Origin of the sequence: Sporosarcina sp. YIM B06819 (genome assembly GCF_033485175.1) — a bacterium.
Lineage (GTDB): Bacteria > Bacillota > Bacilli > Bacillales_A > Planococcaceae > Sporosarcina.
Map to the genome: position 1 here is coordinate 27,200 of NZ_JAWLIQ010000024.1, position 17,822 is coordinate 45,021.

General features: G+C 41.6%; 19 protein-coding genes, 1 tRNA gene and 1 pseudogene. 13 read left to right on the forward strand and 8 right to left on the reverse strand.

The features are described 5' to 3' along the window. Window positions 1-134: 134 nt before the first annotated feature. The 7 genes from R2B72_RS14970 to R2B72_RS15000 form a co-directional block, all read right to left on the reverse strand. The gene (locus R2B72_RS14970; protein WP_318617487.1) at window positions 135-950 is read right to left on the reverse strand and encodes an ABC transporter ATP-binding protein; all 816 of its coding nucleotides are present in this window, start codon (window positions 948-950) and stop codon (window positions 135-137) included. Continuing rightward, window positions 950-1,981, reverse strand: a complete 1,032-nt coding sequence (locus R2B72_RS14975; protein ID WP_318617488.1) for a FecCD family ABC transporter permease — start codon at window positions 1,979-1,981, stop codon at window positions 950-952. The genes R2B72_RS14970 and R2B72_RS14975 overlap by 1 nt, the downstream gene beginning before the upstream one ends. Next, complete coding sequence (locus R2B72_RS14980) at window positions 1,978-3,012, reverse strand: iron ABC transporter permease (RefSeq protein WP_318617490.1); 1,035 nt, start codon at window positions 3,010-3,012, stop codon at window positions 1,978-1,980. The genes R2B72_RS14975 and R2B72_RS14980 overlap by 4 nt, the downstream gene beginning before the upstream one ends. After that, window positions 3,013-4,059 carry an iron-siderophore ABC transporter substrate-binding protein gene (locus R2B72_RS14985; RefSeq protein ID WP_318617491.1) on the reverse strand — a complete coding sequence of 349 codons (1,047 nt, stop codon included), beginning with the start codon at window positions 4,057-4,059 and terminating at the stop codon, window positions 3,013-3,015. Window positions 4,060-4,314: 255 nt separating this feature from the next. Continuing rightward, window positions 4,315-4,989, reverse strand: coding sequence for an ABC transporter ATP-binding protein (locus tag R2B72_RS14990; RefSeq protein WP_318617492.1), 675 nt, complete (start codon window positions 4,987-4,989; stop codon window positions 4,315-4,317). 1 nt (window position 4,990) lies between these two features. Further along, entirely contained in the window at window positions 4,991-6,025 is a 1,035-nt protein-coding gene (locus R2B72_RS14995; protein ID WP_318617493.1) for an ABC transporter permease, read from the reverse strand. A gap of 141 nt (window positions 6,026-6,166) precedes the next feature. Next, window positions 6,167-6,337, reverse strand: a complete 171-nt coding sequence (locus R2B72_RS15000; protein WP_318617494.1) for an aspartyl-phosphate phosphatase Spo0E family protein — start codon at window positions 6,335-6,337, stop codon at window positions 6,167-6,169. A gap of 308 nt (window positions 6,338-6,645) precedes the next feature. Here R2B72_RS15000 and R2B72_RS15005 point away from each other — a divergent pair, with 308 nt between their 5' ends. The 12 genes and pseudogenes from R2B72_RS15005 to R2B72_RS15055 all read left to right on the forward strand — a co-directional run bounded on the left by R2B72_RS15005 (window position 6,646) and on the right by R2B72_RS15055 (window position 14,882). Further along, window positions 6,646-8,238: a polysaccharide biosynthesis protein gene (locus tag R2B72_RS15005; RefSeq protein ID WP_318617524.1), complete on the forward strand. Its 1,593-nt coding sequence runs from the start codon at window positions 6,646-6,648 to the stop codon at window positions 8,236-8,238. Between the two features lie 5 nt (window positions 8,239-8,243). Next, a complete protein-coding gene (gene mazG, locus R2B72_RS15010) occupies window positions 8,244-9,701 on the forward strand; it encodes a nucleoside triphosphate pyrophosphohydrolase (RefSeq protein WP_318617495.1) in 1,458 nt (485 codons plus the stop codon). After that, window positions 9,698-9,988 (forward strand): RNA-binding S4 domain-containing protein, encoded by a 291-nt coding sequence (locus R2B72_RS15015; protein WP_318617497.1) that lies wholly within the window; start codon window positions 9,698-9,700, stop codon window positions 9,986-9,988. Before mazG ends, R2B72_RS15015 begins: the two co-directional genes overlap by 4 nt. A gap of 216 nt (window positions 9,989-10,204) precedes the next feature. Then, window positions 10,205-11,164 (forward strand): phosphotransferase enzyme family protein, encoded by a 960-nt coding sequence (locus R2B72_RS15020; RefSeq protein WP_318617498.1) that lies wholly within the window; start codon window positions 10,205-10,207, stop codon window positions 11,162-11,164. A gap of 247 nt (window positions 11,165-11,411) precedes the next feature. Beyond that, a complete protein-coding gene (locus R2B72_RS15025; RefSeq protein ID WP_318617499.1) occupies window positions 11,412-11,885 on the forward strand; it encodes a DUF2975 domain-containing protein in 474 nt (157 codons plus the stop codon). A gap of 10 nt (window positions 11,886-11,895) precedes the next feature. Beyond that, a complete protein-coding gene (locus R2B72_RS15030; RefSeq protein WP_318617500.1) occupies window positions 11,896-12,375 on the forward strand; it encodes a DUF2975 domain-containing protein in 480 nt (159 codons plus the stop codon). A 1-nt stretch (window position 12,376) separates the two neighbouring features. After that, window positions 12,377-12,454 (forward strand): annotated as a pseudogene (locus R2B72_RS18700) (transcriptional regulator); the annotation flags it as partial. A 104-nt stretch (window positions 12,455-12,558) separates the two neighbouring features. After that, on the forward strand, window positions 12,559-12,729 hold the full coding sequence (locus tag R2B72_RS15035; protein WP_318617501.1) for a hypothetical protein: 171 nt from the start codon (window positions 12,559-12,561) through the stop codon (window positions 12,727-12,729). Window positions 12,730-12,905: 176 nt separating this feature from the next. Further along, window positions 12,906-13,202 (forward strand): sporulation protein YabP, encoded by a 297-nt coding sequence (gene yabP, locus R2B72_RS15040; RefSeq protein WP_318617502.1) that lies wholly within the window; start codon window positions 12,906-12,908, stop codon window positions 13,200-13,202. After that, window positions 13,199-13,741 (forward strand): spore cortex biosynthesis protein YabQ, encoded by a 543-nt coding sequence (gene yabQ / locus R2B72_RS15045; protein ID WP_318617503.1) that lies wholly within the window; start codon window positions 13,199-13,201, stop codon window positions 13,739-13,741. The genes yabP and yabQ overlap by 4 nt, the downstream gene beginning before the upstream one ends. 156 nt (window positions 13,742-13,897) lie before the next feature. Further along, a complete protein-coding gene (locus R2B72_RS15050) occupies window positions 13,898-14,326 on the forward strand; it encodes an FtsB family cell division protein (RefSeq protein WP_412177864.1) in 429 nt (142 codons plus the stop codon). A gap of 127 nt (window positions 14,327-14,453) precedes the next feature. After that, window positions 14,454-14,882 (forward strand): S1 domain-containing RNA-binding protein, encoded by a 429-nt coding sequence (locus tag R2B72_RS15055; protein ID WP_318617505.1) that lies wholly within the window; start codon window positions 14,454-14,456, stop codon window positions 14,880-14,882. Window positions 14,883-15,114: 232 nt separating this feature from the next. Here the strand turns inward: R2B72_RS15055 and R2B72_RS15060 are convergent. Next, window positions 15,115-15,188 (reverse strand) — tRNA-Met (locus tag R2B72_RS15060). 202 nt (window positions 15,189-15,390) lie between these two features. On the opposite strand from R2B72_RS15060, the gene R2B72_RS15065 reads away from it, so the two are divergent. Beyond that, window positions 15,391-17,787, forward strand: a complete 2,397-nt coding sequence (locus R2B72_RS15065) for a SpoIIE family protein phosphatase (protein WP_318617506.1) — start codon at window positions 15,391-15,393, stop codon at window positions 17,785-17,787. Window positions 17,788-17,822: the final 35 nt, after the last annotated feature.

Below are 17,822 nucleotides of genomic sequence, written 5' to 3' on the forward strand. Positions count from 1 at the left end.
TATGATTGCTCAGATTTACACAGAACTCAACGTCTAGTCTCCACTCAACCAGCCATACCATAAGTAACGGTGGAAATTTTGTCAATAACCGCGACTCATGAGAAAAATTACTGAGCAGGAGAATTAGTCTTTATTTAATGAGTACATTCACTATTAACATGATATCTTCCTATTGGTACCACAGAAGGAGAGCCCGAAATAGGGTCTTTTATCACAGAGCAACGAAGCCCGAAAACGTCTTGAATCAAATCACTTGTAATGACATTTGAAGGTTTACCTTCTGCAACTAGCTTTCCTTGACGAAGCGCAAAAATATGGTCTGCGTAGCGTGCGGCCAAGTTGATATCATGAAGGACCATTACAATCGTTGTTCCGCGTTTTCGGTTAAGGTCAGTCAGCAGGTCAAGAATTTCAACTTGATACGTAATATCCAAAAAAGTCGTCGGTTCATCGAGAAATAAAATATCGGTTTGCTGCGCCAAAGCCATTGCAATCCAGACGCGCTGTCTTTGTCCACCGGATAGCTCGTCAATGTTCCGGTTTGCAAATTCGGTAATGTTCATAATGTACATCGCTTCAGCAACGGCTTCATAATCCTTTTTTGTCCAACCGGAGAACAGGGATTGGTGAGGGTACCTTCCTCGGCCAACCAAATCCGAGACGGATATTCCTTCTGGAACAATGGGGGATTGCGGCAGAAGCCCTAAAACGCGCGCCAATTGTTTCGGCGGAATTTTGCTGAGCGGTTTTCCGTCTAGTGTAATTTCTCCGGATGTCGGTTTGATAAGTCTCGCCAATGTTTTAAGAAGCGTAGACTTTCCGCAGCCGTTTGCGCCAATAATGACGCTGATTTTATTGCTCGGGATTAAAAGGTTTACGCCGTGGACAATGGTTTTATTATCATAGCCCGAAACGACTTGTTCAGCTTGAAAAATATGTGCCGGTTTCATTATAAATCTCCCTTTCGATTCATTCGGGTTAACAAGTAGATCAAGTAGGGAGCTCCTAGAATGCCTGTGATTACACCTACAGGGTATCTAGCAACAAATGCGAATTGCCCAATAAGATCTGATGCTAAGACTAAAACGATGCCGACAAGACCTGATGGAATAATGTTTGAAAACCCCACACCAACTAGTCTTTTTGAGATAGGGCCAGAAAGGAATGCGACAAATGCGATGGGTCCTGTTGTAGCAGTAGCTAACGCAATGATAAGTACAGAACTAATAGTAAGTGCAAGTCTAGTCTTATCCGTATCAATTCCAAGTGAAGTGGCTGCCTGCTCTCCCAGTTCCAACATATCCAATCGTTTCCCCAGTAATATGATGACAGGTGCGAAGATCAGAACTGTCAGGATCAAAGGGTAAAGATTTTCCAATTTAGCTCCATTTAGACTGCCACTTAGCCATCTCATTGCAGTAGGAATATCGTGTTGCTGACCAATAAGCAATAAGTAGGAAATGACGGCGTTAAATATTGCTTGAATGCCAATTCCGATTAATATTAATCTACCTATTGAAAAAGAAGTCCCTTTTGATAATAGAAAAATAACGATCACTGTGGCAAGTCCACCCACAACAGAAGCAATCGAAACAACCATATTGCTTGCATGAAGAATAATGATGCAAAAAACAGCCGCTGCACTTGAACCAGCTGTAATTCCGATGACATTGGGGTTTGCCAAAGGGTTTCGCAACATTGTTTGGAATACTGTACCGGCAATTCCAAAAGCGAATCCGGCAAAAATGCCTGCAATCATTCGTGGAAAACGGATTGTCCCCACTGCAAATGATGCGCCTTTAACTTGTTCGCCTAGAAGAACACGTATGACATCTTGAACGGGATAAATCGTGTTTCCTAGCATAAGCATAGCGCAGCAAAGTGCGGAAGCAGTGATTGCAAGCAAGGAAGTCACGAGTATAAAACGACGACGTCTCTTTGCTCTTCCAACTATAATAAGATTCATTGATTCATTTATCATAATGCACGCATCTTCGTTTTCATAGTTAGTATGATTAAAATAGGCGCCCCAATAAATGCTGTCACTACACCAACTTCAAGTTCACCTGGACTGCCGATAAGCCTACCGCATACATCTGATATCATTAATATTATTGCACCTGAAAGGGCTGCCATCGGTATAATATATCGTAAATCGGGACCAATAACGAGTCGAATCACGTGGGTGGCCAATAAACCGATAAAGCCAATAGGACCTGCTAGTGCTGTTGCCGCACCACATAATAGGACACCACCAAAAGCGGCAATAAGTCTAAGTGTGCCAGTTCGTACACCTAAGCCTGTAGCAACTTCATCGCCTAATGCTAATGCATTCAGAGCTGGAGCAGAGAATAACGCTATTAGTATTCCTACAAGAAGAAAAGGAATAAAAGTAGAGATAGTGCTCCAGTTTCCTGAACCCACACTGCCTACCTGCCAAAATCGAAATTGATCCATAACGTTTGAACGAGGAATCATAATTGCAATTACGAGGGATGATAATGCTGCACTTGTCGCAGCACCCGCTAAAACGAGTTTAAGGGGCGTGGCACCGCCACTCCCCATAGAACCAATTCCGAATACAAAAATCGCAGTTATGATTGCTCCCGCTAATGCAAACCAAATATATTGACTAGCGGTACTGATATTTAAAAAGGAAATTCCACAAACAACAAAGAGAGAAGCCCCTGTGTTTACTCCTAATATGCTTGGATCTGCAATAGGATTACGCGTGACCGATTGCATAAGAGCTCCTGAAACTCCTAATGCGGCACCACACATTAAACAAAATACAGTTCTAGCAATTCTTTGGCGCACAACATTTGCTCCATGGGACTGTACATCAGGCTGGAATAAACCAGCCATTAGTTCATCCCATCCAACAATACGAGAGCCAAAAGCAAGAGAAGCCAATACACATACACCGAGTAAAATAATGCAGAGTACAAGGACCCTTATAAAGTTTTTCGGAATAAGTAACTGCTTTTTTTCTGAAACGGATGTATTCATCATTTATTTTACCTTGTTAGCAGCTTCTGAAAGTAAATGTAAGTATTCATCAATTGAATATTCAATTGAAAGCGGGTTTGGATTTCCAGCTGCTGCAAGTGGCGTGTTATCTCCAATAATTACAACAGAACCTCTTTGAACTGCTGGGATTTTTCCGAGAATTGGATCAGCTTGCAGTGCTTTTAATGTATTGTCATCTCCGTATGATACGAAAAGATCAACATCGTTCAGTATATCTGCATTTTCAGCACTTAATTCTAAATAGAAACTATTTGGATCAGTAACTTGACTCGTAATACTTTCAGGGTACTCCATTCCTAACTCAGTCAGGAACTCACCACGAGGATCTGTTGGTGTGTAAATATAAAATTTAGATAGATCTGTAGCCGAAATGCTAACAAATGCGGCTTTTTTGCCTTTAATAACAGGGAATGAATTTGCTTTGTCCTGAATTAATTTCTCTGTATCAGCAATCAGTTGTTTACCTTCCTCTTCCATTCCCATACCGATTGAATTGAATGTAACTTGTTCACGCCATGAAGCTACCCAAGGGCTCGTTTGATAGGCAACAACTGGAGCGATTTCACTTAATGTGTCGTATTCTTCTTGTGTAATACCTGAGTATGCTGCAAGAATTACATCTGGGTTTGCATCTGAAATTGCCTCGAAGTCAAGTCCGTCTGTATCTTGGAAAATGGTGGGGCTATCCACACCGAGTTCCTTGAGCTTATCTGCTGTCCAAGGTAATAGTCCGCTGTCATCCTGAACGCCGTAATTCGCCGCCGAAAATCCTACAGGTACAACTCCAAGAGCGAGAGCAACGTCATGATTTGCCCATGAAATCGTAACAATGCGTTCAGGTTTCTCTTCAATTACAGTTTCGCCAAAAGCATGCTCGATTACTAGTGGGTATTCGGAAGTTGGTTCCTCCTTTTTTGTATCTACTTTGCCAGTAGAAGTGGAAGTAGGTTTATCAGCTGAACAGCCAAATAGCAGTATCATAGCTGAAATAAATAAAATACTTAATGAAATTTTTCGTTTTGCTTTCATCGATTAAGCTCCCCTTTAATTGATAATGATTATCAGTATCAATGATATATACATCTTTCCTGCTTGTCAATGAAAAGTTTGTGTTGATAGTGTGTTTGGTCAAACGGCCATAGCAGGAGTAAGGTACGTATTTCAAAAAAGGAGACACCTCCTGTTTGTGTTTATAAATATATATAATATAATTTACTCTCAAATGTATAATAAAAACACCCTACGTAAACCAGTTTTTTGCCGGTTTACGTAGGGTGTTTATCATCATAAAATTAACCCGTCCTTCATCGTAATCACATGATCCGCATAAACTAACATTTCCTCATCATGTGTCACCATTAACGTCGTGATATTCAACGTTTTTGTCAGTTCTCGAATCAATACCATCACGTCTTTCGATCTTTTCGAATCCAGGCTCGCTGTTGGCTCATCCGCAAACAACATCTTTGGTTTATGAATAATCGCGCGAGCAATAGCAACCCGCTGTTTTTCTCCGCCAGATAATGAAGCAGGGTAGGCATCTTTTCGGTGATGCATGTCGACTAGTTTTAGCGTTTTTGCAACTTCTTCTTTTTGTACACGTTTGCTCATAGTTGTTTCTGACACATCAAGCATCAGTAGTAGCTGCTCCTCCACTGTTAAAAAAGGGACGAGGTGGGAGGATTGAAAGACAAAGCCGAACTCGCTAGCTCTAATTTTTCGAATATCCTCTTGGCTCATGTCGGCCATATTTTTCCCCTCGAAAAGGATTTCCCCGCCAGATGCGCGTTGCAACCCTGCGGCAATGGTCAAAATGGTACTTTTACCAGATCCTGAAGCGCCGACTAATGCGGTGATTTCGCCTTCTTTAAGGGAAAGGTTAATGCCTTTCAACACTTGTTCTTCGACTTCGCCGTTCGTGAATGTTTTCGTTACTTCATCAATCGTGAAAATCGTCATATTATACCTCTCCTTGTTGGATAGCTTGTAGTGGTTCTACTTTTTTTATTTGCAGGCCGGAAAGTGTTGCGCCTACGAATCCGATGACTAGGAATAGTACGGACAATTGAATTGTTGTGGCAAGTGTTAAGCTAAAAGGCATTCCTTCAGGTGCAATCATTGCAAAGCCTTGGCTTAATGCAACGGATAGTCCGAGTGCAATGACGGTGATGACAATCATTTGGTACCACATCATGCCGAATAAGCGGCTTGTTTTTACGCCAAGTGCTTTCAAGATGCCGTACAAGCCAATCTTCTGGACGTTCATCATATAGAAGAATATCGCGAACAACATGCCGCTAATAGCAACTAAGAACCAAATAATCATATTGAGTGACATTTGTTCTGCACTGTAACTTGGAATGGTATTGAGAAACTCTTTATTTGAAAAGGCTTGTAAGGACGCGATGTCCTGTGCTGTGTCTTGCCCTGGGACGAACACTAATTGCATCTCAAGGACACGGTAAATTTCTTGGTAATTTATCATGCTAATGAAAGCCACAGGCGCATGGCTGTATTTCTGTTGATCGACAAAGCCTTTTACTTTGAATTCACCGCTAAACTGATTGTTCGTTAAGATATCCCCGACTTTGATACCGTCCTTTTCTAATGAACGATCAAGGACGATTTCTCCTGGAGCGACTGTTGGAAACAACTTTGAATCAGTTGATGTGACAAAAGCTACACTATACTGTTTGTCGTCCGTATCGTTGACAAAGCCCATTTGAATCGACATGGTTGTGGCATCCTTGTGCTCCTTCAATAGAGTAGCTTGTACGTCATCATCAATTCTCGATAGACTGTACTTTTCATTGGCATCAGCATTCATATAAAACTGGCCATTAGGCAAATCCTTTATTAACGCTGCATTATCCTGAGATAGTCCGTTGGATAATCCTGATATGATAAATGTTAAAAAGCTCACTAGGAAAATGATAGAGCCTAAAATCGTGAATTTTACTTTGTTCTTGCTAATTTCTTTCCATGCAATATTCATCTTTACACGCCTCCGTTTGTTGTTGATAACTAGAGTATAGGAGAGTTAGATGAACGGAGAGTGAACACAATATTACAGTTGCAGGCACGACAAAAAAACCGATTGTTAACATCCAATCAGTTCCTTTGTTTTAACATTCATTTATGCAGGGCGAAGCCCCTGATACTTATTTAGTAGCTGATCAAGTTCTTGACTGCAGGCAACAACAATTGGATGAGTAAAGCCAAAAAGACTAGCCTTGGCATACATATCTTGCTGTTTCAGTTTGATTTGTTTTGAAAGAATGCGTTTTCTAGGAACTTTTTGGACCATAATTACCCCTCCGTCTGCATTTAATTTAAATGATTATATTATGACATACCCCAAATCACTCCAAACTAAACGTACTTAAGTAAATAAAATGAAAAAAGAGTTAGGATTAGGCTACTCGCTATGTCAAGTATCCAAACCGTTCGCCAACAACACATCCTCCTGCGTACGTGAGCCAATGCCGAGAGTACTATATATTATCAAGTGGTGTTAATAAGATGGCGATAAAGAATTCGTTTTATAGAGCTTCATTCAGAAACTCTGCTAATGGTATACTTGCTTCATTAAACGTAAGCGAAAGTAGGTCGGGCATGTCTTCTGTGGATTGGAAAATGCAAACGTTCATGAAAGGTGCGTCGATCCTGACGATATCGGCAATTATTGTGAAATTGCTTGGTGCAGTGTATCGAATACCGTTTCAAAATCTTGTGGGCGATAAAGGGTTTTATATTTACCAACAGGTGTATCCGTTCATCGGCATTTTTATTGTTTGGACGTCGTATGGTTTCGCAGTAGCGGTGTCGAAGCTGCTGGCGGGCAGCGCGAGTCGTGGTGAGGCGAAGGCGATGATGCGGGTGGCGTTTAGCTATTTGCTTGTGTTATCGTTAACGTTTTTTGTAGTGTTGACAGTCTTTGCACCGTTTTTTGCACGTGCAATGGGAGATCCAGAACTGGTGACATTATTGCGCGCGGGTGCTTATATCGTGTTAGTCATGCCAGCGCTTGCGGTGTTGAAAGGTTCGTTTCAATCGGAGGGCCGGATGGTACCCGTTGCAGTGTCGGGCGTCGGTGAGCAGGCGTTTCGTGTAGCGGTTATTTTGGTTGGGACATGGATTGCTATGCGTACGGGTGCTTCGCTGTACGTAGCTGGCGAGGTAGCGATGTGGGGGGCGGTTGTTGGAGAAACTATGGGTGTTGTTATTTTGGCACTCTATTTCCGCAATACGTTTAAAGGGCCTCTGGAAAAGGTGGATACATGGGGCGTTGTCAAAGAATTGACGGTGGTCAGTTTAAGTGTCAGCGCCAGTTCGCTCATTCTTCTATTGTTTCAGCTTGTCGATTCATTTACCGTTTATAATATTTTGCTGACAAATGGTTTTACACAGGACGTAGCGATGGAGATGAAGGGCGTCTATGACCGCGGACAGCCGCTCGTGCAAATGGGGATTCTCATTGCCTCAACGCTGGCACTGGCAATCGTGCCGCTCATTGCCCATCATTCAACGAAAAAGGGTGGGAGTGGCGCATTACCATTCATACGACTGACGTTCCGGACGGCATTTTTGTTCGGCTGGGCAGCTGCAGCAGGGCTGGCACTTGTGTTACCGTATGTTAATGAAATGTTATTTGAAACACGCGATGGATCTATTGCACTCATTATTTTCTCGATACAAATTTTCTGGCTGTCACTGATTTTACCGCTAACCGCTATTTTGCAAGGAGCCGGAAAAGTAAAGGTTCCGACGCTGTTGTTGATGGGGGGGCTTATTGTAAAAGCGATTGCCAATCAACTGCTGGTCCCTGTGTGGGACGTTACGGGTGCGGCTGTTGCTGGCAATATCGGTTTTGCGGTCATTACGCTAGGACTTATTGTGTATTTTAAAAAAATCTATCCCATCCAGCTTGCACCACGTAGGTTCTACGTTTGGGTAATGGTGGCAACTGCACTTATGGTTGCAGCAATTTTACCATGGATGGCCGTGGCTGACGGTTTTTTATTTGACGGATTATCAAGTCGGATTGGGGCAACGCTTAATGCGCTAACGGCGGTCGTGTTAGGCGCGGGTGTTTTCCTCATTGTCGTCATGAAATCGCGTATAATGGCAGAGAAGGAATGGTATCTCTTGCCGTTCGGCAAACGTTTAGCTACATTGCAATTAAGACTGAATCTAAGAAAAAGGTGAACGATATGCATCCATTAACAATTATCGGTCTCGGCGCAGGTGACCTTGACCAATTAGCACTCGGGACATATAGGAAGTTGAAAGCAGCAAAATTTATCGTTGCGCGAACAGACCAACACCCAGCAATTGTCGAATTAAGAGCTGAGGGAGTGGAACTGACAAGCTTCGATGCGGTTTATGAAAAACATGATTCGTTTGAGTTAGTTTACGAAGAAATCGTTGCGCAGCTAATGATGATGTGTGCGGACCAACCGGTTACGTATGTTGTTCCGGGGCATCCGTTGGTGGCAGAACGGACAGTGCAATTATTAGTTGAAAAAGAGCGAGAAGGCATTGTTGAACTGAATATTGCCGGGGGGAATAGTTTTCTGGATCCGATTTTTGCGGCGCTCCGCATTGATCCGATTGAAGGATTTCAATTGCTCGACGGCACAGATATGAAACGTGATGATGTCCAGATGACGCAGCATGTTTTGATTGGACAAGTGTATGATGCGTTTGTGGCGTCTGAAGTGAAGTTATCACTGATGGAGAAATATGCATACGACCATCCCGTTACGATTGTGACGGCGGCAGGTTCAACGGGTGAAAAACTAAGTACAGTTCCGCTATTCGAGCTGGATCATGTGACAACAATCGATAACTTGACGACGGTTTACGTTCCACCTGTGCTTAAACGGGAGGGGCGATTGAAGGATTGGTCGACTTTCCGTGAAATCATTGCTGCGCTACGTGCGCCTGACGGTTGTCCATGGGATCGTGAACAGACCCATGTATCTTTGAAACGTTATTTGATAGAGGAAGCGCATGAACTGCTTGAAGCGATTGACCAACAGGATGATGACGCGGTCATTGAAGAACTTGGTGATGTTTTGCTACAAGTATTCCTGCACGCGCAAATTGGTGAGGATGATGGTTATTTTGCGATGGAGGATATTCTTGAGTCTGTCGGAGCGAAAATGATTCGCCGTCATCCGCATGTTTTCGGGGATAAAAGCGTAGAGAATTCCGAAGAAGTGTTGTCGAATTGGCAGGATATTAAAAAAAGTGAGAAGCCACATGTGGAATCGTTGTTGGATGGGCAAGACAGGCATTCATCTGCACTGTTAACGTCCTTTAATTTTCAAAAAGAGGCGGCGAAAGTTGGCTTTGATTGGCCGACGATTGACGGTGCTTTTGATAAGTTCGCAGAGGAATGGCAGGAATTCCAGGCAGAAGTGAAGAATGGTACAAAAGAAAGCCAAACCGACGAACTCGGTGATGTGCTATTCACTATCGTCAATATCTCCCGGTTTCTCAAGCTGTCTCCGGAAGAAGCGATGGTCCACGCCAACCACAAGTTCCGTACACGGTTTTTATTTGTCGAAACAAGTGTCAAAGAAGGTCGGGGGGAATTCGCCGACTACACACTCGATGAACTCGAAGCATTTTGGCAATTAGCGAAAGGTAGGGAACAACAATGAGACTCGATAAATTTTTAAAAGTATCCCGTCTAATCAAACGACGGACATTGGCAAAGCAAGTAGCTGACCAAGGCCGCATTACGATCAATGGAAAAGTGGCGAAAGCGTCATCTGTCATCAAAGAAAGTGATGAATTGGCCATCCGTTTCGGTCAAAAGATTGTCACGGTGAAGATTAACTTATTGAAAGAATCAACGAAAAAAGAAGACGCAGCTTCGATGTACACGATTTTGAAAGAAGAGAAGCTGGAAAAAGTGGAACTAGAATTTGTCGATGATGAAAATTGATCTTCTTAACTAGGTGCTATGTGTATAGCTGCTTTGGGATTGCATTGGATTGAACGATTTCTATACCAGTAACGAGATGTTTTGATTTGTAGGGATGCGGCCAAGTCGCATCCCTACAAATTTAATTAATGGAGCAAGATATTTTAAAACGGCAAGTGGTGTAATTTAGGTATATAAACTGCGATAAAGGTTTGAAATAACATTTTGGAGGTATAAATGACTGTTATAAAACCTATTATTGAAGAATCTACCCTGGTTACAATATTGTCTGATATCTATTGTTTAACTGAACCAATAAGTTGTAAATTTTTGCGAAGAAGTTTTAATGATCACTATTCAATAAAGTCAGGAACTAAACAATTTATATTAAGGGTGTATATTAATAACAAAAACTATATTCGTAGTATCAACGACTTCCGTTTTGAATTAGATTTTCTTGAATATCTATTTATTAATAAATTACCAGTCATACCACCAATTAAAAGTATAAATAACCAAAACCTGTGTAAGTTTAATTTGAACCAAGAGACTGTATATATTGCATTGTTTTCATTCGCAAAGGGTACTGCTATAGATATAAATCTGAACAAGGATCAAGCTACAAATTTTGGTGAAATAATTGCTAAACTCCATTTATCCTCTAAAAATTTTAAAAGTAAGTATTCACGTTATTGTCTAGATGTTCAAAGTCTTATAGAAGAACCATTACAACTCATCGGAAAATATGCTTATTCGTTTGGTTTAGGAAACCTCTCCTTTTTTGACAATCATTCAAAAAAACTCATAGACCGTATTAATGATCTACCTATTAACAATGAAACTTTTGGAATTGTTCATGGGGACCCAAATCCATCAAATTACCATTTTAGTAATGAAAATGGTTTTTCTCTCTTTGATTTTGACCACTGTGCTTATGGATATAGAATCCACGATTTAGCAGTCATAAGGTTATGCTTCCCCGAAAAGGTTTACGATGCCATTTTGGGTGGGTACGAACTAATTAGACCGCTACAGGATATTGAAAGAGATTGTCTAGAGGTTTATACGGATTTTCTTTTAATTAGAAAGTTCGGAGACATTCTTAATATGTTAGAGTTGACAGATAATGATGAAAGTAAAAAACAACTTGTTACTCAAAACGCATTATGCTTATTAAAAAATATGATTGAGACATGACAATAAATCTGTACTTGGAACTTGTTGAATTCTCATGAATCTAATCTAAATTACAGGTGGTTTAGTTGAATAAGTTGTAAATTCAACATTTTAAAGTAAGAGCATTTCTTTTTGATGAGAAATGCTTTTTATTTTTGTCGAAATTAAAAGGATATAATAATAAGATGAAAAAACGATATTAATTTATTGAATAACAATAAATTATGTGTTAAAGTCATTTTATCATTAAATTAGTGAGGTGCTTTAAATGGATGTAAAACAAGGTTCAACCACCTTCTTAAAGGTAATTATTTTCCTGATTGGAATTGCGATGCTTGCTTTATGTATCTTTTGGTTGCCTGAGATAGCCATTAAAGATGCAAAGGTACATCCAGATACGGCTTACTTCCTAATCCCCTTTGTAGTATGTGCATATGGATTCTGTATTACGTTTTCTGTTGCGTTGTATCAAGCATTTAAACTACTAACCTATATCGAAAAAAGCAATGCTTTCTCTGAATTATCCCTCCAATCTTTGGAAGTTATAAAAAAATGTGCTTTTACAATCATTTTCCTCATTCTGTTAGGAATAGTAAGCTTAATGGTACTTGCTAAAGTCACTGGAGATGATGCAGCAGGTCCTATATCATTAAGTCTAATGGGTATTTTAGTGACAAGTACCGTTGCAGCTTTTGTAAGTGTTATTCAAAGACCAATTAAAAATTTCCTAGAAAAAATGTGAGGTGTTTATTTTGAAAGAAGTCACAACATTGTTTTTAAAAATAGCTGTTTTTATTTTAGGACTACCGGTTCTTGCTTTATGTATATTTTTAGTGCCCCATATGGCGAATTTCGCAGCAAAATTGTATCCCAATATTGTCCTAATGAAATATCTCGTTTTCATCGTGATGTATGGAGCGGCTGTGCCTTTTTACTTTGCTCTCTATCGGGCTTTCAATCTTTTGCGGTACATTGACGAGAATGCGGCGTTATCTCAATTATCCGTAAAGTCGTTAAAGGACATAAAGTGCTGTGCGATTACAATCAGTGGTTTGTATGTATTAGGTTTGCCACTCTTTCATTTTATAGCGAAAGAAGTTGACCCCCCTATTGGATTAATGGGACTCATCATCATTTTTGCTTCGTTGGTTATCGCTTTTTTTGCTGCTATCCTCCAACAGCTTCTACAAGAAGTGATTAACATAAAATCAGAAAATGATTTGACGGTCTGAGGTGAATAACATGGCGATTATAATCAATATTGATATGATGTTAGCTAAAAGAAAAATGAGTGTATCCGCCTTTTCAAAGGGCGGTTTTCTTTTGGGCAAAAAACAACATTAAGATTTAATATAGCCTATTATAAAAAATGAGAATGACTTGGGAGCCGCTTATGTTCAAAAGGATTTGTTTGGATGGAAGGCAGATATACTTACTTGGAGCCGTTGGATAGCGAAAGAATTTATCATAGTGATTATCTGAATGGGATTCAAGGGCAGGATGAGAACTTGTTCTATGGTTTGATTAAGCATGGTGATGGCCGAATTGCTCAAGTTGGCGAAAGCGAACCGAAAATGATCCAATGAGAAAGGATTTTTCAATCCTTTCTAACCGGTATTGTAAGCAAGTAAATGGTTCATCAACAGATATGGAATCCCTTGATACCAACTTAACTAACATGACAGGATAATTCTCCTGTCATGTTTTTTTATGTCCCGGCATAAGATGGCTGTGAACATACAAGCAAAGGGGGAGGCACAATATGCAATTCCAGACGGACAGTCCTACGTACACAATCCCATCAGGTGACCATGTCGTAACAATGCGCAACAGAAAAAGGATGGATCTTACATCGGTAAAATCCATTGATCGCTTCGATCAGGAAGAATTTTTGATTCGGACATCACAAGGATTACTACAAATCCGCGGAGAGGAGCTTCGTATCGTCCATCTCGACGTCGATAAAGGACTTCTCACATTGGAAGGAACGGTTGCCACCATCCAATACGATGAAGAAGAAGCAGGTTCCAAGAACTTCCTCCATAAATTGTTTGGATGAGTCTATCCGTTCAGTTTCTTAGTCTACTTGCAATGATTGGGACAGGCGTTGTTGCCGGGGCATTCATGGATATGATTGGGACGGCAACTGCGCAGGCCGGAAAAAAAACATTTATCAGAAGGCATGCAGCCTGGTTTGAAGTCATTGGATGGATTGTCGTTGGATGTTGGACTTTTTATATCCTTTTTCTAGTTCGGGATGGGGCGTGGCGGATGTATGACCCAGTTGCCCAGATTAGTGGACTGCTGCTGTATGCTAGTTTTTTCTATAAGCCATTCCGTTTACTTGGGAGAATAGTCTTGCTGGTCGTAATCAAGCCGTTATGGTTCATTGTCCGGCTCGTCATCACGATTATTCGGCAAATCCTTCGCATCATTGTCAAGTTCGTTGTATTCCTATTCATGCCATTCGTTAAATTATATCGTATCATTTCGAGAAGGCTTACTAACTTAATTCAGCCGAAATCTTCCGCTTCTAAAAGTGGTAAGAAGAATACAAAAAAGGTTCGTAATTCAGGTGGAGGCTCAAACCCCAGCTGAATCGTGAAAATTCGGCGCAAGCCGCAGCCTTTTTTAGGGGAATTTATCGAGCAAGCTCGATAAATATCCGGGCCAAATACGCCTTGGCGTGTTTGATTAAGCAGGAGAATTGATATATAATTTATAGACAAACAATGGGTGATGTGAAGAGAGGAAGTGCAGGACTTGGAACAAAAGCAGCAGAGAAAGTCGCCGGCAACGGTTGCAACGATTCAAACTGAATATGTCCGTTCCCTGCAAAAGAAAGAAAGTCGCAAAAATGCACGGAAAGTGAAGTTGTATCGGAGACTGACTGTGTTTGCAGTTATTGCGGTAATTACTTTCGGTGGTTTAACGCAGATGTTGGTCAAACAGAAGCAAGTTTTGGCAGCAAAGGAAAAACAGCAAGTAGAGATGCTTTCTCAGCTTGAAGTTGTGCAAGAAGAGCAAGAAATGTTGAAAAGACAACTTGTCAAATTGAATGATGATGACTATATCGCAAAGCTTGCGCGGAAAGAATACTTTTTGTCTGAAAACGGCGAAATTATTTTCTCAGTTCCGGAAAATAAAAAGAAAAACGATAAAAAAGACGACGGAAAAGAGTAGTCTTATTGACACTCTTTTTTTGTTGGCTATAATAAGAGTAGGGATCTTGCATTTTGCGGGATCATTAATACGGTTGCAAGGCTTCTAAAAGGGGCCCGCTTAATTTCTAAGGAGGAGCATTTTTTTTATGTCAATTGAAGTAGGCAGCAAGTTAGAGGGTAAAATAACAGGGATCACAAACTTCGGAGCATTTGTTGAGCTACCGAGCGGTGCGACAGGTCTTGTCCATATTAGTGAAGTGGCAGACAACTATGTCAAAGACATTAACGAGCATTTAAAAGTAGGCGACATGGTTGAAGTGAAAGTGATGAATGTAGGAACAGACGGTAAGATTGGGTTATCGATTCGTAAAGCGAAGCCTGAGTCTGAGCAACGTCCAGAACGTCCTCAACGTCCGCAGCGTCCTCGTCAAGGTGGTCGTCCTAGTCCGGTTGATCGTCCGGAGAATTTTGAAACGAAGATGGCGAAGTTTATGAAAGATAGCGAAGAGCGTCTCTCAACTTTGAAAAGAGCAACAGAATCGAAACGCGGTGGCCGCGGCGCAAGAAGAGGATAACTTGCTAGCTGCTTCAATTCAAGAGAAAAGTGTGCGATAGATATAAAAGAAGCGACAGATAATGAGTTTTCTCATTGCCTGTCGCTTCTTTGTTTTAAGGTGTAAAGTTTTGAAAGCTAGTGTCTTGCTCCGACTCCCAGACTCTTGGGTCTAAACGGTCGTTGAGTTCACAAGAAGTAGGTCATGAAGCCGTTTCTAGACGTCGCGAACTAAGGCTTCGTTCCTTCGTTAATGGCGGCAGAGGGGATCGAACCCCCGACCTTACGGGTATGAACCGTACGCTCTAGCCAGCTGAGCTACGCCGCCGTGGTAATTAATTGTTGCGGTTGTTGAGAACAACAATACCCATATTACATGCGAACTTTCCTGGTGTCAACCCATCGTAGGAAAAAAGAAAAATAGACCGTAATGAGTCGAAACATTTTGTTTTCTTGTCGTCATGAACAGACAATTTCCTGCCAATTCACTATGTATACTGGGAGCATAGTAGGCATAGGGGGAATGGGATATGAAACTGATGGACAATGTGACGCATCCGGTGGGTCAGCCGATTCGTATGTATGTTGGGATGCTTGGTAAGCAAAAGATACACATACTCGTTGCAACCTTATTTTTGTTTGGCTCCTTTTTCTTGTCGCAGGCCGTGTTATTCGGCACGGCTGTACCGTTTTTCTTGCCAGTGTGGGCACTAGCGCGTGCACGCTTTAAAAAATATCTCATGTGGGTGTTTGTCGGAGGGATGTTAGGTAGTGCGTTTCTTGGAATTGGACAAGCGGTTATTCATCTTTTACTAATTGCTTTATTCAATGCGGTTGTTAGATTTCCATTCATCCGAAAATCGATACCATTGACAGTGGCTGGTTGCATCATCGTTGTACAGGTGTTGTGGCAGTTTGTTATGTATGCGGGGCAGCCACCTTTGAATGTCCAATTATCTATCGGCTTTGAAGCGGTGCTTGCGCTAATCATGACATTTTTTCTATTCATTGCTTTTCCACCTGTAGATCGGATCTTTTTTGGTAAATGGACACCAGAACGACTGGGGGCAGCTTGTCTCGTCGGGGCGATGGCAACGACGGGGATGAGTGGTATCATGCTTGGTCATGTTTCGGTCGCTGGAACGCTTATTCATATCACCATTTTGCTCGCGGCACTCGTCGGGGGATTGCCATTTTCGACGATAATCGCAATGATTATTGCTGCGATTATAGGGGTAGCGGAGTTGTCATTCACGGGTATGATGGCTGTATATGGCATGACGGGCTTTTTTGCAGGTGTACTTAGTCGCTTTGGAAAAGTGGGGATCGTCGTGGGGGCGTCTTCTGTGTCATTATTCTTCCTTCTTTATGATTTAACATTGCCATTGGATAGCTCATACTTTGTGACAATGGGCGTTGCGACTGTACTATTTTTATTGATTCCAGCTAAAAAACTAGAGCCAATTCGAAGCGTCTTTTATCCAGAAAATCAGGAGTCTTCGGAAAAACGTCAAAAGTGGTTAGCGGAGCGTCTTGATGAGCAACTGGCTGATTTCCAACAGTTTTCCGAATTCATGTCGACACTTGTTGGTGGACGACCCTCTAGCGGAGATAAGGAGGAACCAATCCCACAAGTGATTCCGAAGGCTTGTGCATCTTGTTTTCGCCATGCAAAATGTTGGGAATCGGCGGATGATGATATGGCTAGGCTGTTATATGAATGGGAATCGACATACTCCATGACAAAAAAAGCCTCGCGTCACCGCGTTGAAGAAAAGATTAAGTACAAATGTATTCGGTTTAATGGACTGGTAGCAGAACTCGAGGAACAAGCGACGGCTCGCTTGTTGACGGGACAACTTCAACATGGCCGGAAAATGCTTGCGCTTCAATTACGAGATATGAGTACACATTTGGATAAGATTATGAATGAAGTGAAAGAGGATTTGTCTATTTATAAGCCTGTTGAGGAGGAGCTTGCCAGACGATTGCAAGAGAAAGGTATTGAGTATTTTCAAATTGATATTTTATCAGGAGAACGGGGGGCGCGTCGAATTGTTTGTTGTATTCCCGAGAAAAGGTCTGATTTTGAAACGGATACAACGGTGGCGGAACGACTCATTCTACCGGTTTTGGAAGAAATGTATGAGGAGCCGTTTCAAGTCGCCAAATCGATTGTGCAACAACAGCCTTTCCCGCATATTCAACTAACATTCGGTTCGGCTGTTCGTTTTTCGCTTGATTATGGCATTGTGGCAACGGCGGGTAGTGAGTCGTTCCAAGCGGGAGATGCCTATGAGGTGTTTCCCATTCATGATGGACTAACGGCGGTGTTGTTGTCGGATGGAATGGGACAGGACTTGAATGCCTATCGCGAGAGCCGTAAGGTCATTCGACTGATGCGGGAATGCTTGGATCGTAAAATGGATCCGGAAACGGCTATGCATACGCTTCACTACATGATGTCGTTAAATGGGCTTGATGATATGTATGCCACGCTCGATTTGGCTTTGATTGATTTGCAGGATGGTCGGCTGTGGTCTTGGAAAGCAGGTTCGATGAGTACGTATATTAAACGAGGAGAGGACTTTTTAAGACTGGATAGTGAGTCTGTTCCTGTTGGATTTCTTCCTTCCTTTTCCGTGGAGGCTAAAAATGAGGAATTGAAGGCGGGAGATATTATTTTGATGATGACGGACGGTATGTTTAATGGGGATATTGCGCTTGAGAAACAGGAAAGGATTTTATATGGCACGCTTGATAAATATGGAGAGTCTGACTGTGATAAAATTGCAGATCGTATTGTCAGTGAAATGGAACGCAAGTTTGGCGCGGTAGCGGATGATCGAACGGTGTTGGTTATGAAGATTGATCATGTTCTTCCGGAATGGTCTAGCTTTACACCTTACTCGCGAATTATTTCCTGAAAAAGTGTCAGCCCTCACTGCGCATCACTTGAAGT

Bases quoted from the DNA above. Each gene is read 5' to 3' on its own strand.
- R2B72_RS14990 (WP_318617492.1), bottom strand. From the start codon at position 4,989: ATGACGATTTTCACGATTGATGAAGTAACGAAAACATTCACGAACGGC.
- R2B72_RS15035 (WP_318617501.1), top strand. From the start codon at position 12,559: ATGGAAGGCAGATATACTTACTTGGAGCCGTTGGATAGCGAAAGAATT.
- R2B72_RS15055 (WP_318617505.1), top strand. From the start codon at position 14,454: ATGTCAATTGAAGTAGGCAGCAAGTTAGAGGGTAAAATAACAGGGATC.
- R2B72_RS15020 (WP_318617498.1), top strand. From the start codon at position 10,205: ATGACTGTTATAAAACCTATTATTGAAGAATCTACCCTGGTTACAATA.
- R2B72_RS15005 (WP_318617524.1), top strand. From the start codon at position 6,646: ATGTCTTCTGTGGATTGGAAAATGCAAACGTTCATGAAAGGTGCGTCG.
- R2B72_RS15015 (WP_318617497.1), top strand. From the start codon at position 9,698: ATGAGACTCGATAAATTTTTAAAAGTATCCCGTCTAATCAAACGACGG.
- mazG (WP_318617495.1), top strand. From the start codon at position 8,244: ATGCATCCATTAACAATTATCGGTCTCGGCGCAGGTGACCTTGACCAA.
- R2B72_RS14975 (WP_318617488.1), bottom strand. From the start codon at position 1,981: ATGATAAATGAATCAATGAATCTTATTATAGTTGGAAGAGCAAAGAGA.
- R2B72_RS14980 (WP_318617490.1), bottom strand. From the start codon at position 3,012: ATGATGAATACATCCGTTTCAGAAAAAAAGCAGTTACTTATTCCGAAA.
- R2B72_RS14985 (WP_318617491.1), bottom strand. From the start codon at position 4,059: ATGAAAGCAAAACGAAAAATTTCATTAAGTATTTTATTTATTTCAGCT.
- R2B72_RS14995 (WP_318617493.1), bottom strand. From the start codon at position 6,025: ATGAATATTGCATGGAAAGAAATTAGCAAGAACAAAGTAAAATTCACG.
- R2B72_RS15025 (WP_318617499.1), top strand. From the start codon at position 11,412: ATGGATGTAAAACAAGGTTCAACCACCTTCTTAAAGGTAATTATTTTC.
- yabP (WP_318617502.1), top strand. From the start codon at position 12,906: ATGCAATTCCAGACGGACAGTCCTACGTACACAATCCCATCAGGTGAC.
- R2B72_RS14970 (WP_318617487.1), bottom strand. From the start codon at position 950: ATGAAACCGGCACATATTTTTCAAGCTGAACAAGTCGTTTCGGGCTAT.
- R2B72_RS15000 (WP_318617494.1), bottom strand. From the start codon at position 6,337: ATGGTCCAAAAAGTTCCTAGAAAACGCATTCTTTCAAAACAAATCAAA.
- R2B72_RS15065 (WP_318617506.1), top strand. From the start codon at position 15,391: ATGAAACTGATGGACAATGTGACGCATCCGGTGGGTCAGCCGATTCGT.
- yabQ (WP_318617503.1), top strand. From the start codon at position 13,199: ATGAGTCTATCCGTTCAGTTTCTTAGTCTACTTGCAATGATTGGGACA.